The sequence below is a fragment of the Pseudomonas sp. BO3-4 genome, assembly GCF_034044115.1.
GTDB classification, from domain to species: Bacteria; Pseudomonadota; Gammaproteobacteria; order Pseudomonadales; family Pseudomonadaceae; genus Aquipseudomonas; species Aquipseudomonas alloputida.
This window is the reverse complement of record NZ_CP139018.1, coordinates 1,651,352-1,666,741: the sequence shown is the minus strand read 5'-3', so window position 1 is coordinate 1,666,741 and position 15,390 is coordinate 1,651,352. Positions and strand designations below refer to the sequence as shown.

Here is a 15,390-nt window from a genome sequence, read left to right as displayed (position 1 = left end):
AGATTAGCCCAGCAGCTTCAGAACCGCAGACGGCAGCTGGTTGGCCTGGGCCAAAACAGAAGTCGAAGCTTGCTGCAGGGTCTGCTGCTTGGTCAGCTGGGCAGTTTCAGCAGCGAAGTCAGTGTCCTGCACGCGACCACGAGCAGCTTCGGCGTTCTCGTTGATGTTTTGCAGGTTGTTGATGGTGCTGGTCAGACGGTTCTGAGCGGCACCCAGGTCGGCACGAGTGGTACCGATAGTTGCCAGAGCGCTGTCGATAGCCGACATGGCGTTTGCGAAGTTGGCCTCGGCAGCAGAGCTGCTAGCACCAACGATGGTCTTGCCAGCCAGAGCAGACAGGCCACCACCGGTGCTCATTGCGGAGCTCAGGGTGACGGTGATCTGGTTGTTGCCATTGGCCTCGGACCCCACCTGGAAGACCATCGCACCAGCGGAGCCGTCCAGCAGGTTCTTACCGTTCAGCTGGGTGCTGTTGGCGATACGGTCGATTTCCAGCAGCATTTTCTGGAATTCGCCGTCCAGTGCATCCCGGTTCTCAGGGCTGTTGGAGTCGTTACGCGACTGCAGGGCCAGCTCACGCATACGCTGCAGGATGTTGGCCTGCTCTTGCATCGCACCTTCAGCGGTCTGGGCGATGGAAATACCGTCGTTGGCGTTTTTGATAGCCATGGTCTGACCACGAATCTGCGAGGTCATTTTGGTAGCGATCTGCAGGCCAGCGGCGTCGTCTTTGGCGCTGTTGATTTTCAGACCGGAGGACAGACGGCTCATCGAGGTGGCCAGTGCATCGGACGCACGGTTCAGGTTCTTCTGAACGCCCAGGGAGGTAGTATTGGTGTTTACAGTCAAAGCCATGACGAATTCCTCGTTGATTGGGTACTACGGCTTCCGGCCTTGGCATTCGCCCGGGGGTGGCACAGAGAACCTTCGTAATAGTTATCGTCATCAGGGCTCGTTGCTTTAGTTCTTTTTTCGAAAAAATTGCTGGCATCCTGCCAGCCCAATCAAATCAACAACTTGACGCCAAAAACCAGGCGCGATCATTCCTGCTCTCACACCCTCATCAGATGGCACGCAGGATGGAATTTCCGTCGCCACGCAAACCCCAACCCGGGCTAGCATGGGCGCCATCCTGGAACGGCCCGAGCAACCGCTCGAGCACCACCAACACAGCACCCATACCGCCTCTTCAAAGCCGGGCAACCCGTATGCCATTGAACTCAGAGACGCTGCAACACGTAGCTGTTCTCAAACCCAGGTAGCGTAGCGATCACGTTGACCCCCTTGAAGTAGCCGCCAGCGCTGAGCAGATCAACCGCCGGGCCGACCTCGAAATAGCGCCCAATCAGCTCCCAGACCTGAGCCTTACTTTGATTCAGCTCTGGCGAGCCGATGAATTCCTTGATTTCCTGAAGAGTCGTCCTCTCAACCCTGAATGTAATTTGGAGGTCGAGATCGACTGGCACCTGTCCCTGCGAGCAGGCATGCCCACACTCAATTCGCCCCAGCACTCCGCCACATCAAAATCAATGGCAAAAATTGAAACGCCGCCAGAAAATGGCGGCGTTCTTTACTAGAGCACATGAGTTCTCAGTTGTGGCGCTCGATGATTGCCGAGCCCCAAGACAACCCCACACCAAAGCCACTAATGGCAACACGTTTGCACTGCGAGCCGAGTACGTGCTTTTCCAGCAACAGTGGGATGCTCGACGACACAGTGTTACCGGTCTCAAGCATGTCTTTGACGAACCTGGCCCGATGTTCACCCTCGTCAAAACGCTGAGAGACTGCATCGACGATCGCCGCACTCCCCTGATGCAGGCAATACAGATCGATGTCTTCAGGCTGCAAATGGCTGGCTTCGAGCAGCTGCTTCAGGTGTGCTGGCACCTTGACTAGCGCAAAATTGTAGACTTGGCGCCCATTCATGAAAAACTTGCCGTCGGTCGTGCGCAAATGTTCGGCACCGGACCCGTCGCTGCCAAACAACGACTTACCCAACTGCCAGTCTGCGCCTTCACCCATCCAGGTGACAGTTGCCGCATCACCAAACAACATGGTGGTGTTACGATCCTCAGGGTCGACGATCTTCGAATAGGGATCAGCAGTGATCAGCAGGCCGTTTTTCAAGCCCGCCGCCTCCATGAAGCCCTTCATCGCATACAAGCCATAAACATAGCCCGAACATCCCAACGAAACATCGAAGGCAGCGACATGGGTCGACAAACCCAGTTTGTGCTGGACTATAGCGGCCGTGTGCGGCAGCCCTTCGGCGTCACCATTCTGCGTCACGACAATTACGGCGTCGATGGACGCCGGATCCAGCGATGGGTTACTCGCGAACAATACCCTGACCGCTTCGACGCACAGGTCGGAGGTTTCCTGAGCGGCCTCCTTGCGCGGCAAGAAGGTTGAACCGATCTTGCCGAAGATAAAATCTTGATCCTTACCGAATTTCGCACCTTGGGCGTAGTTGTCAACGCCTTCGACAGGTACGTAACTGGCGATGCTTTTGATGCCAATCATTGTGGCTTCCCGATGGAAATGGCGAAAAATCGCGGGCACAGGGGCCGAAGCCACACGCCTTGCAGGTCACATCGATGTGGCTGCCCGCGAAGTCAATAGATTAAAGATGCACGTTTCGACTGCCAAGTCACTGTTGCAACAAATACGCGACCGCCTTTGCGACACAACAGCCCGTGACCGCGTCGAAACGCAGGGCACGGGCCATTCCCCGAAGGTATGTCACATGGCTTTCCGGGGCTGTGTCAATTCGCCAGCCAAGCCTCGCGCCAGCGCAACAGGTGGTCACCATCAAGCATCCAGTCACGCATCACTCGCGCCTGCAGTTCGTCTCCCAGGCACGCCGTCGCGTCCAGATCGCTCAGGTGCATCCGAATCGCAGCCAGCCAATCCCCAAGGTTATTTTGCACACGCGTCACGGGCAAGTCGCCCCGATGGCAGGCCAAGTCGCTACAAATCACCGGGAAGCCACAAGCTCCGTATTCCAACAAACGCAAATTGCTCTTGCACTCGTTGATCAAGGTCTGCTCCATAGGCGCCAGAGCCAGGTCAAGGTCGAGTCGTGCCAGATTCGCCGCATAGTCGTCAATCGCTACGACCGGGTGATATTCGTCGATGTAGGGTCGCAACGCATCCGGGCAAATGCCGAAATAGACCCACTCCACCTCACTGCTCAGTGCTTTGACGACCTCCACCACGACCTGTGGATCGCTGGCATGACCGAGGCCTCCAACCCAACCTACCCGCGGCTTGACAGAACGACGACGACGGCTTGACAGGCCAGCCCACCAGCGAGGATCAAGCCGGCTGGGTACTACACGAATCTGGTCGTGCCCCCCCACCAGTATCTCTGCCATTGCTTCGGTAGAGACTACAAGGCGATCCGCATAGGTCAGTGCCCCGCCAAAATGACGAGACACGTCCTCGATCATCAAAGGCCGAGAGGAACTCCCTCCCGATACAGCCGATAGGCTCCCATCCAGGTCAAACACCTTGAATACACGGGAGAACTCCTGCATACGGCGCATACGCTCAAGCTGCGCCTCACTGACCTCGCACTGCAAAACAATGCTGTCCGGTGCAAAACGCACCAGTTCGACCAGCGACAATTGCGTATTAATCAGCGTGCCATCGACCAGCCCCGCACTGTTGAGTTGCTCCAACGGCTGGATAACCCGATATTGCCCACTCCCCCGCTGTAGCGCAGCATGAGCCAGCACAGAAGGGACGGGCTGCCAGGACGACAGCGGTTTCCAGCTCAGCTTGCTTGGGCTGATGCAGAACTCATCTCCGGAGCCCAACGAGAAGCTCGGGTTGTATGTCGGATCATGAGCCAGCAATGGGAGCCAGCGAGCATACAGGGCATCAGCCTGCTCAGCCGTGACAGTCGGCTCGGGCACTTCATTAATCAGCAGCGAGGCTCTCGGCGTCCAGACATTAAGATAACCCGCACTGTGCAGGCGCAGGCACAAGTCAACATCGGCCCACGGCACCAGCTCCTGACTTTCATCGAAGCCTCCCGCCTCACGAAACACTGAAGCCTTGACCATGAGGCACTTGCCACTGATCGCAGCATGGTTCTGGTCCACCAGCAACCGGTGCAGATAGCCGGCTGCTCCCATGGCCTGACCAGCGAAAACCCGCCCAACCGGACCATTGAGCCCTAGGACCAAACCTCCATGACGCACGGTGCAGTCGCCCGCCAGCAGTTTGGCACCTACCGCGCCCACTTCCTGACGGCAGGCATGGTTGACCAGTTGGTGCAACCAGTCAGGCTCCAGCACCGCAACACCCACATCCAGCCACAACAGCAACTCGCCACGCGCTTGCTGCGCGGCCTGGTTGCGTACTTGCGCCTGCGACCAATGGGCTGGGAATCGAACCACGCGCAAGGACTCCGAACCCAATTGCTCAAGGCCTTCCAACCACGTCTGAAGAGCAGGGTCATCATCGCACTGATCCAGCAATAATACCTCGTAGGCTCGGTAGGCCGTCTTTTCGAGGATGGTTTCCATGCAGCGATGAGCTCGGGCCAACCCACCCAAGGTAGAAACCAGAATACTCACCAGCGCACCATCACCTGCGCCATAGTCGAGCTCGTAGTGACCTGGCAGGGAGCTCTCCACAGTCGCGCTCTGGAACCCGCGCGCCTGCATATGACGAAGGATGGCATGGCGTTCATCCGGGCAATCGCGCAATAACGCCGGCGCCCGAATCAACAGTGGCTCGCTGATGTGGCCCAAGCCCTCCAAACCCTTGTCCTCGATCAGGCGTAGAATGAAGTCCAACTCGAATGCGCGCCCTGCCTCACTGCGAAAGCCACCTAACGCCAACCAAACATCACGGTTGAACAACCAATGGCTGGCCATTTTGCCGGGCAGGCTGAGCAACATGTCCAGGTTCAGATCCGGACGCAGTACCAGTTCCAGCGGGTTACCCTCTGAACCAACGGCTTCGTCCCCATAAACCGCGCGCAAGCCCGCTGCACCGAGTAAATCCAAGGCAGCGATCAACAGGCCACTGACCGTGAAAACACTCCCCGCCTCCACCAGCATGAACCAATCGAAACTACCCTCGCGCACCGCTTGCTCGATACCCGGCAAGGGGTTACCACCCTCGATACGCACGAAGCGCAGTGGACCTTGCGGTCCGCTCATACCCGGCAGTATTCGCGGTGTCAACGCGACGACGTTAATGCCGGAGTAGAGGTTGCGATCCTGACTCAGGCTTTGCAGCGTTGCCATCAAGTGGTCGGAACGCCCTTCACGGTCCAGCACCAAGACCCCAAAGGTAGGTGCCGCCCGGGTAGAAAGACGCTCGGTAATCATGCGATGCTGCGCTTCACTTGGAATACGCTGCGCAAGCCATTCGGCAACATCCGTTGACAATGCCTGCGCCCGGACATTATGCAAAGCGGCCTTGATTTGCTCTGCAACAGGCCGAACGTTCCCCCCGAGCTCTGCAATTTGTTTAGCGTAGGTGGTGCGGAAGATTTTTTCTCTCAGAGCCTCATATGCCACGCGATCTTCATGCCTGTCCCTTTCGCACAACCGGGTTTTCAAGTGGTTAAGCTGAATGCAGTCTTCGTTGACAGGCCTGTTCAGCGCTGCCAGTTTCAAAGAGTCGTACGCCTGTACGCGCCACTGTGACTCGGTGGCCAGTATCAAGGACAGCAACCGCTCCATCACGAAAACCTTGCACTCATACCCCTTTTCGCCACGGTGCAGGGTGGCTTCGTTCAGCGCGGCACCATAGGACGTTGGCCGCTCCGCAGCACGGGCTTGTTCCGCCGCCTGAAAAATCGTTTCCGCTTTACTAAACCAATGCCGCCAAAAGCGCGGTTTGGCCATGAAGAAATTACAAAACTGTGAACGACGCGCATCCATAACCAAGGTTTCAAGATTCACGCCTGGACTGAGCTGGCGCGCCATTTCGACAAACGCAGGCCAAATATTGGGGTGGCATACCAACCCCTGAATGAACGTGTTCTCATAAAACGCAAGTTCGTCGAAGAACATGGGGAACAGCAAAACATCGACATCGCCCGGGGCCGACTTTACAAAATCCAGCACCTGCCCTGAGTCGAGGCCAGTCTTTTGTTTGAAGCGAGGGGAAAGCACGCCGTAAAAAGCATTCTCGTCCAGGTCTTTGTTCAACAAGAGGTTGCGAATTGGCCAATACTCCGCCCAGTCGGGCCGCTGACCACTGTTGTCGAGCGGGATGAAGCCTGGCTCCAGCATGGCGCGGGTTTCTGCGGAATAGAAGATCTGGTAGACATGAGCATCACTCGAGCCTACAGCCGTGCCTGCGGTATTGAGCGCCATGATCGCTTGCTGCTGCTCATGCGCAAGCCGTACTCCCTCCTCCCTGAAACGTTGGCGAAGCGGGAACAAGTGCCAATCGTCCGGGCACCCAGCCAACGGACGGCAGCGCACCTGTCCATCCGGCTGCGGGCGATATAGCCCCATTTCACGGATCTGCGATGTGAACACGTGTATGTACTGGCGATACAGATCCTGTATATCGGACTGTTGTTGACGCTGCTCGTCGTGCCGGCGGAAGCAGGACAGCGGCTCGCACAGATACGCCAAGTGGCCATGACGCAAAATGTTGACGTACATGGCCAGGTCGTTGATCGCACGTACCGTATGGCCGTTCAGGCATGAAATGTTTGGTTTGATGTCCGCCAGGTGCGCACGGCGGAACAAGACGGTACTGGGCTCGCCAATGAAGTTGATTGGTTCATCGACCAAATAGGCGGTCAGGTCCGCCCCTTGAATAACAGCGTCTTCGGTAAAGGGGCTGCAGGTGGCAAGAATATCGGCTGTCGGCACCCCTAAGGTATCGATCAGCACACGTCGACTTGTGACCAAGCTGATATCGGGGTTGGCCTGGAACACCTCGACCATACGCTCGATACAATCCACCATCAAAATATCGTCGTCATTCAAAATCTTGACGAACTCACCACGCGCCTCGACTACACACTGGGTGTAATTCATCAACCCGCCTAACCCTGGGCGATTGTGAATTACCCGAATTTCACGACGACCTCGAGACACATAGCGCCTCAGAATTCGCTGGATCGCATCCGTCGGGCAATCATCACTGATCAGGATTTCCAGGTGTGCATAGCTTTGCGCCATGGCACTGAGCAAGGCACTTTCAAAATGCCGCGGCTTGTAAGTCGGAATAGCAATCGTAACCAGCGGTGTGAGACTCACGTGGTGCGCTCCCAATCAGAAAGCGGCTGTCAAAGGAGTACACAGCCGCCCTCGCATATAACGTTGGCGTTAGGCTGAAAAGGCTTCAAGCCCATGGTCACTCACCGACTGCGGGATTTCATCGCGAATGAGTGGGCCTGAAGCGACTTCCCATGAATCCAATACGGATTTGTCTTTGGCATACGACCAGGGTCATGATCCTGTCGCTAATGGCAAAACAACACCGAAAGCAATATCCAGGCCAACACCATCGATCAACTGTCGACTTCTGAAAATGCCAGCACTGCGAACGGCTACCGAGAGTGTTGGCACCAGTGCAGGTGCAAACCCTATTCGCGCATGGAGGCCAGCGGGCCAGAAAACCTTGGAACCAGGTTTTCTGGCCGGCTTTTTGCTCACGCTTCACTAAAGCGTTCGAAGTGTCAGAAAACCGGCTAGCGGCCAGCTGACACTTCGGCAAATGAGGCGAGGCTCACGTCAACAAGGCGAAACCCGACATCGCACCGCCAAGCATCATCCCGCTCTCGATCGAGCACGGTCACCCCGTGACGTTGTCAAGTACATCATTCCAGAGCGCTGATCGATGGGGGGAGTACACCAGGGTGCGCGAGGTATCCAACCTTGAGCGAACAAAGCGGTCGGTGGCCGTTGCCAAGCCATAATCTATGAGGGGCGACAATGGATTCCATTTATAAACAGTACCCGAGCGCTATGGCGCCTGGAGACTTCTGGCGCCAAATAAAGCGCACCGTCAACGGCGAGCCCGTATCGGATGAGCAGATTTCCATGATTGTCTCCGCCATCCGCGATGCCCTGGCGTTTTCTCCTGAAGACCAATTACTTGACTTGGCATGTGGTAACGGAGCGCTGTCACAGTACTTTTTCGATGAGTGCGAAAATTTCTTGGGCGTGGATGTTTCCGAGATTCTGATTGACGTCGCCAAGCGTTATTTCGAACAACCAAAGCGCCAGTTTGTGCTAGCGGATGTGGGAGAATACATTTTATCAGAGCCCAATCCTCAGCGTTTTACCAAAGTTTTGTGCTACGGCAGTTTTTCCTATTTTCCGGAGCATACGGCACGCAGGGTGCTGACTCGCCTGAGTGAAGACTTTACCAATGTTGACCGTATTTTCATTGGCAACCTCCCTGACCTGGATCTCCACGAGGCTTTCTATACCGACGGCAGGACCCATGATCACGAACTGAAGAAGGCTGACTCCTTGATTGGTATATGGCGCAGTCCTTCTGAGTTCAAGGCCTTGGCCGAGGAGTGCGGCTGGCATTCCACGATTCAAAGGATGCCCAGCGATTTTTATGCAGGTCATTATCGCTATGATGTTCTGCTGGCGCGTGATGTATAGGGCACGACAATTGAAAAAAACCAAGCACACCATCACGGACCTTGCCATTTTTGGGGCGAGCCCACTATTCGACACACCACGCTCAACTTCAAGCCTGGTAGCTCCCGACTTCGATCGCTTTCTGAGCTATTCTCGAATTTTCTACGAGGCGCATCAATACACTAACAATGGACCGGTCGTGCAGATGCTTGAGCGGCGCTTGGCCGAGTTTCATCGAACCCGCTATTGCGTTACTTTCTGCAGTGGTTTTTGGGCCTTGGTTTTGACCATCCGTGCTCTAGCACTGCCTGGGCGAAAAGAACTGCTGATGCCCTCTTTAACTTACCGCCGTATGGCTGATGTCGCTGCGTGGGCTGGTTTGACGCCACGCTTTTGCGATGTAGATGCCGACACCCTGGCCATCAGTGCGCAGGCGGCGCGCGCACATATCAATGATGATACGGCGCTAATACTGGGGGTACACCCGATAGTAAACTGCTGTGACGTGATATCCCTTGAACAACTTTCCGAAGACAGCGGCATACCGTTGTTCATAGATGCTGTCGAGTCTGTTTATGAGACTTTTAATGGAAGAAAAGTTGGAGGCTTCGGCGTAGCGGAATGTTTCTCTTTGCACGCAAGCAAACTGCTGAACGGTTTTGAGGGCGGGTACATCACAACCAACGATGCCGCGCTGGCAAAACGCTTGCTGGCCATGCGGGGGTTTGGATTCTATACCCCCGACAATGTCGTCGAGCTCGGCATGAATGCCAAACTCAATGAGGTACACGCCGCAATGGCCCTGGCAGGGCTCGACAACCTGGAACAGCAAGTCGCGGATAATCGACAGCGCTACAGGATCTATCAAAGAGAACTGGAAGGGCTTGTTGGCATACGCTTGGTGGCCTTTGAGGAAAATGAGCACTGCGGATTCAAAAATATTCTGATCGAGCTGCTGGACGACTGGCCTCTACCCCGTGAGCTGACTATGCGTTTGCTAAACGCCGAACAGGTACTGGCAAGGGCCTATTACTCCCCTCCGCTGCACATGAAAACCGCTGGCTATACTGCCCTGGCAGGACCGTTGCCACAAACCGAATATCTCGCTGAGCGCTATCTTCTACTGCCATGCGGGCATTTCGTGAACGAAGATGACATTATCGAAGTGTGTCGCTTGATGCGCTTCATATTTGAGCAGGCCAAGGCCATTCAAGAGATGCCGACTGTATGAGCAATCACAAGCTTACCCTACTGGGAGGTGAACCTGCATTTTCAACGCCTCTGCCGGTGGGGCAACTTTACTTCCCCGGCTGGGACGACTATGTGGAGGCCATGCGTGGGATTTTTGAGCGACAGTACTATACCAACCAGGGGCCACTGGTACAGCAACTGGAGGCTGAACTGCAACAGCGCCTAGGCGTTCGTCATGCCATCTGCGTGGCCAATGCCACCATCGGCTTGATGATGGCAGCCGACGCACTGGCACTTAAAGGGAAGGTCATCACTCCTGCCTATACCTTTATTGCAACTGCACAATCGCTAACTTGGTCTGGCGCGGAGCCACTGTTTTGTGACGTCGACCCTCTAACCCATCAGCTTGATCCGCTTCATGTTGAGCGCCTGATTGAAGATGAGCAGGTGAGCGCAGTGCTAGCCGTAAACCTCTGGGGGGATGTCTGTGATCAGCAGGCTCTGCTTGAGCTATGCAAGCAGCGAGGTATCGGGTTGTACTTCGATTCGGCTCATGCTTTTGGCTGCGAGATCCAGGGCGTGCCAGTGGGAGGATCAGGTGAGTTGGAGGTCTTCTCTTTCCATGCCACGAAAGTATTCAGTGCCGCCGAGGGTGGCTGTATTTGTACCAACAACGACGAACTGGCAGTACGCTTGCGTAACATTCGCAGTAGTTACGGGGCAGGGCGCCCAGTGCCTGTCGATCGCACAGCCAATGGACGCATGTCCGAGGCCCAGGCTGCCATCGCCCTATTGAGCCTGAAAAATTTTCCGCAAATTCTTCAGCGTAACCAACAGTTGTTCGAGGTCTATCGACGAGGATTGGCTGACGTACCGGGTATTCGTTTGCTACAACCTCAACGGGTCAGCCGCACCAACTACCAATATGTGGTTTGTGAGGTGGATACTGCCACGTTTGGATTGACGCGGAACGAACTGAAAAGCGTACTGCATGCCGAGAACGTGTTGGCCAGACGCTACTTCTCGCCGGGCGTGCACAATTGCCCTCCCTATGTAGACTCTACCTTGCAACCTGACTTACCGGTAACCGATGCTCTGTGCGAGCGGACCCTGCAATTGCCTATTGGGCAACCCTTGGACGTGGACGGTGCTGAACGCTTGGTTGAAGTGATTTCCCAAGCCCATCGACATGCTCAGAAACTGGCCGAACTTTTGAGGAAGTCAGCGTGAGGCTGGGTATCATGCAGCCCTATTTTTTCCCTTATCTGGGGCATTTTGCACTGATCGCCCATACCGACCAGTGGATTGTGTTCGATGTCACACAGTACACACCACGCTCGTGGATGAATCGTAACAGGGTACTGCATCCACAAACAGGCTGGAACTACATCAGTGCACCATTGATCCAGTCATCGACCACGTTGCTGACACATGAAGCTCAAGTTAACGACCTCAAGGCCACCCAACGCAGCGTTTTAGGAAAACTCAGTCACTATCGTCGCAAGGCGCCCTATTACGAGACTGTCATTGATCTGGTTTCACAGACATTTTCACGTACCACGAGTAATTCATTGGTGCACCTCAACATTGCGGGTCTGGTATCGGTGTGTGAGTATCTCGGATTACCATTTAACTACCGTGTGTGCTCGGCGCTGGATCTGGACTTACGCACCGTCAACACACCTGGCGGATGGGCGCCAGAAATCTGTCGACAACTGGGCGCAAAGTCTTACCTCAATCCAGTTGGCGGGCGAGCGCTATTTGATGCTCAGGATTTTTCGCGGCTGGGTATCCAACTTCAATTCATGCAATTTTCAGGCTTCGAGTACGATACAAACCCTTATACATTCGAGCCTGGCTTGTCGATTGTGGATGTAATGATGTGGAACGAACCTCAGCGGATCGCCCAGTTACTCTGCAGCCATACTAAAATACTAGCTTGAGGCTAGCTTAGTTTTTCTGCTCATAACCAAGATAGCTCATCCGGGCTCTCGAATACCTGAGCGGCTCGAGCTTTAAGGAGAAACTACAAGTACACGGTACCCACTAAAATCAGGTGGGCACCGGAACTTATGGTTCTTTGACCTTAAACTTCACCGTATTTGAGCCGGTAACGGTGCAGGCTTTCACGCCAGGCCGGTGAACCGAACGCCCCCCCGCTTTCATGAACCACACTCAGTGGCCAAGTACCCATGCTAAGGCCGCTGCGTTCGGCCTGCCGACAAAAATCCATATCATAAAAGTGGAACGGAAACTGCTCATCGAAACGCACACCGGCTTGCAACAGGCGCTCACTGTCCGCCGCCAGAAACACTCCATCGAGCAACTTGCACGATAGAGGCGCAGGCCCGAAGTTCGAGATCGCACAAGGAAAACCCTTGCCATGCCCAACACGGCCAGTGAGGTTGCTCCGCTCATCCCAGGTGAAACGATCATCGACGAACAACCAGGCCACCTGCCCCATCACACGCCGAACATTACCCGCCAAACCGATGATGTCGAAGGTATTCAGCCCTTCGCGCAAACGATCAGGCCAGAAGAAGTCGCACAGATGTACATCGTCGTGAACGAACACGAGGATGGCAGGGTCATCCCGGACCTCCTCAAGGGCTTGGTTATAAATCGTCGAAAGCCCCTGCGTGTTCTCGGCAAATAAACGGATCTCGACAGGGCAAGCGTCGTAGTTGGACACAAGCGAACGCCCTAACGCGCTTTGCGTTGCGAAATCCTGCTTGGAAAGACGGGTTCCACAAACGATTCGAATCGGCTTCATAAAGGCACTCTAACTGCCAGGAAAATTAAAGGGTCGAGGCGCTAGGCCGGGCACGGGAAGGCATCACAGGGTGCTCAACCATGCTAATCCTGCCTTCCCATCCAACGGCTCGTCATAGGCTCGCTCACTGAAAGCCTGCGGCCAACGCTCAGTCAACGATTGGCCCGCGTCGACATCGGTAAGCGGCATCCCATGCAAATGTGCTAACGGCGCCCAAACCACTGACAACCCCGCTCGACGCACACGCAAACACAACTCTATATCCGCCCCCGACACTGCCTGCATCCCCTCACATTGCTCAAAGAGCGCTTTACTCACCATCATGCAAGCGCCCGACACTGCGGTGCAGCCATGTACAGCATGCTGCCATCGCCCCCCAACACCCAGCCAGGCAGAATAAACCTGCGCCCCTTTGAGCAGTTGAAAACCGGCATGCGTCACTGTTGCATCTGCGGCGTACAGTCCGGCCCCCACAACCCCGACCTCTGGGCGCTGAGCCTCGTTGAGCAAGCTTTCAAGCCATGCGGGTGTAATCACTTCGCACCGTTCAGAGAGCAGCACCAGGTATTCACCTTGGGCCTGGCTGGCCGCCAGGTTCAACATCGCATTGCGTGATGCACCTGGTTCACAGGTCAGTAGCCGTACTCGGTTGCTCAAGCGCTGCCCGACACCACTGTCATCTCCTTGCTTTTGCCCGGCACAAACCAGCAGGACTTCGTAACGGGGATAACGAGTGCGTTGCAAGACGCTAGCCAGGCAGGCCTGGACGGAAGAGGCATTGTCGCTGACCAGCAGGATGCTGACCAAGGGCGTGGTGGTATGTCGGTAGTCCACATGCAAACCGGCATCACCCCGGTCACTGACCTGAGCCTGATAGCCCAGTTGCCCCAAATGCCGTTCGAGCGCCCTGACCGCTTGTGCGGTCAGGGCCTCGGTGGCTTGCTCACCCAATATCAGAAAATCGTCCAAGTGGCCCAGGCAACTCATACCTTGCGCCTCGACCAAGCGTAGCAATAGGTCGAACTCCAGCGCGTGCGGACAGCTTTCGCCATACCCCCCCAAATCGAGCACAGCCTGGCGACGTAACAGCCAGTGTCGCGACATCATCCCAGGCCGGGCACGGAGCAGATCCAAATCAGCACCTGGGCGTACCACCGAGTGCAAGCATCCTTGCTCATCACGCTGCACTTCATTGGCACAAATGGCTTGGCAGCCAGACGCCTGGCCCAGCTCCGTCGAGAGGTGCAACAGCCCTCCGGTGAGCAGTTGCTCACCAGCCTGCAACAACATCAACCATTCACTAGGAAGCTGACGCACGGCCTGGTTCAGGTGGGCAACCCAGTTGTCAGCTGTCACTGGGATAAAATGCAAGGTGTCACGCGCAGTAGTGATTATCGGTGGTTTGCCAACCTTCAGTACGAGCAGCTTGAAATGACGTATGCCACTGGCCAGCAAGCTGTCAAAGGTAGCCTGCAGGGCCAGATCATCGCCCACCAGGTCGAGCACGACGAACGCGATCTGGGGTACTCCTACGCTCTCCAGATGTTCCAACACCTGCTGGTGAGCCGCCGAGGGTAGAGTTATCGCTTCGAGCATCGCCAGCACCTGGCCAGATGCAGTGGACGCCAACCCCTGCTCCAGCCCCACAGCCGGCACCTCAGCCAAACGCAACAGCCAGTCCGTCAGTTCCCGTACTGCGTCCGCATCAATGACTGGGTCGAGCGCACCCACCAGGCACTGACACACCTCACGGTTGAACAGCCCCAACCCCAGGGCTTGCCAGTACCGCTGCAGTGCACTGTCCCGCGTATCGTTCGGGCAGGCCTGCAACAGCGCGCGCTGACGCACCCAATTCCCCTCCAGTGCCCGAAACTGCCGCTCGCCAGTCGGCCAGGCATGACAGAGGAACTCCAGCGCCGACAGCTTATTGAAAACCGCCGCATTGTAGTACGGCAGCTCGACGAACTGATGCGGCCCGAACACGCGCCTGGGTTGATCGAGGACACTCGCCCAAAGCGAAGTGAACAGCAGTGGCTGCTCGACCACTTCATAGGTGTTGCGGACAAAATCATTGAGCAAGCTGAAGTCATCGCTACACAGGTTCGTCCCTGCCGCATCCCACTGACGCAGCACACGCACCGTATGGGCCAGCTGTTCTTCGCAACGAACGACAGACGTCATGCAGGCTGGGTACTCGCATACCACGTCGGTTTGCTCAAGGCGTGCGATCCTCCCTTGCGCCAACAGCGCATAGGAGAGCGCCACCCGCCACCCGGCAAAGTCCAGTGCCAGCGTATCGGGCAGCAGCGACAATACAGCCTGCAAAACAGGCACACGCAACACGGCACGCCAGGCCTGTTGAGACGCCGCGCCATACTGTCGCACACGGGCCTGGGCGCTATCCTCTACTTGCGGCGTCAATGCCGAACCCAGCTTGTGATATGCCACCTTCGCATCACCAATGGCATAGCCCAGCGCATAGCCTTGGGCACCCAGCACTTGGGAATCCCCCAGCAGGTGAACAGCAGCATTACCCAGGGCGCAAGGCAGTATGAAGTCAGCGTCCAAGGCTAGAACCACAAAAGGGGTTTCCACACGCTGCAATGCCTGGGCCAAGCGCTCGCAACAAAGCGAAGCGCTGCTATCGGCCTGTAACGGTGCCAGTGCCACGCAAGGAACACCGGCCCGCTGGTAATAATATTGCGCCCGCTCACGATGATCGGCCTGCTCATGACCGAGCAAGATGACCGTTACATCACTGCTGTAGCTGTTGGCGGTTATGTTCATTTAACACCTGCATCAAATAAGGGGGTCAGCGCCAACTCCGCCATACGCGAA

10 protein-coding genes are annotated in these 15,390 nt (G+C 56.0%); 4 read left to right on the top strand and 6 right to left on the bottom strand.

Features of this window, described 5'->3' with window-relative positions; all coding sequences use genetic code 11:
• Window positions 1-3: 3 nt before the first annotated feature.
• The 4 genes from REH59_RS07715 to REH59_RS07700 form a co-directional block, all read right to left on the bottom strand.
• Window positions 4-855 (bottom strand): flagellin domain-containing protein, encoded by an 852-nt coding sequence (locus REH59_RS07715; protein WP_014860295.1) that lies wholly within the window; start codon window positions 853-855, stop codon window positions 4-6.
• A 365-nt stretch (window positions 856-1,220) separates the two neighbouring features.
• On the bottom strand, window positions 1,221-1,466 hold the full coding sequence (locus tag REH59_RS07710) for a hypothetical protein (RefSeq protein WP_014860296.1): 246 nt from the start codon (window positions 1,464-1,466) through the stop codon (window positions 1,221-1,223).
• A gap of 124 nt (window positions 1,467-1,590) precedes the next feature.
• Window positions 1,591-2,526 carry a ketoacyl-ACP synthase III gene (locus REH59_RS07705; RefSeq protein ID WP_014860297.1) on the bottom strand — a complete coding sequence of 312 codons (936 nt, stop codon included), beginning with the start codon at window positions 2,524-2,526 and terminating at the stop codon, window positions 1,591-1,593.
• A gap of 242 nt (window positions 2,527-2,768) precedes the next feature.
• On the bottom strand, window positions 2,769-7,247 hold the full coding sequence (locus REH59_RS07700; RefSeq protein WP_014860298.1) for a glycosyltransferase: 4,479 nt from the start codon (window positions 7,245-7,247) through the stop codon (window positions 2,769-2,771).
• 678 nt (window positions 7,248-7,925) lie between these two features.
• Between REH59_RS07700 and REH59_RS07695 the strand changes: the two genes are divergently transcribed.
• Genes REH59_RS07695 through REH59_RS07680 form a run of 4 tightly spaced genes read left to right on the top strand, consistent with a single transcriptional unit; the run spans window position 7,926 to window position 11,722 of the window.
• Window positions 7,926-8,609 (top strand): class I SAM-dependent methyltransferase, encoded by a 684-nt coding sequence (locus REH59_RS07695; protein ID WP_128573662.1) that lies wholly within the window; start codon window positions 7,926-7,928, stop codon window positions 8,607-8,609.
• The gene (locus REH59_RS07690; protein ID WP_209019175.1) at window positions 8,563-9,819 is read left to right on the top strand and encodes an aminotransferase class I/II-fold pyridoxal phosphate-dependent enzyme; all 1,257 of its coding nucleotides are present in this window, start codon (window positions 8,563-8,565) and stop codon (window positions 9,817-9,819) included. Before REH59_RS07695 ends, REH59_RS07690 begins: the two co-directional genes overlap by 47 nt.
• Window positions 9,816-11,009, top strand: coding sequence for a DegT/DnrJ/EryC1/StrS family aminotransferase (locus REH59_RS07685; RefSeq protein WP_014860301.1), 1,194 nt, complete (start codon window positions 9,816-9,818; stop codon window positions 11,007-11,009). The genes REH59_RS07690 and REH59_RS07685 overlap by 4 nt, the downstream gene beginning before the upstream one ends.
• Window positions 11,006-11,722, top strand: a complete 717-nt coding sequence (locus tag REH59_RS07680; protein ID WP_135007150.1) for a WbqC family protein — start codon at window positions 11,006-11,008, stop codon at window positions 11,720-11,722. The genes REH59_RS07685 and REH59_RS07680 overlap by 4 nt, the downstream gene beginning before the upstream one ends.
• 143 nt (window positions 11,723-11,865) lie before the next feature.
• Here the strand turns inward: REH59_RS07680 and REH59_RS07675 are convergent, their stop codons facing one another.
• Both REH59_RS07675 and REH59_RS07670 read right to left on the bottom strand, forming a co-directional pair.
• Entirely contained in the window at window positions 11,866-12,552 is a 687-nt protein-coding gene (locus REH59_RS07675) for a glycosyltransferase (RefSeq protein WP_320450464.1), read from the bottom strand.
• A 63-nt stretch (window positions 12,553-12,615) separates the two neighbouring features.
• A complete protein-coding gene (locus REH59_RS07670) occupies window positions 12,616-15,339 on the bottom strand; it encodes a glycosyltransferase (RefSeq protein WP_014860304.1) in 2,724 nt (907 codons plus the stop codon).
• Window positions 15,340-15,390 lie beyond the last annotated feature (51 nt).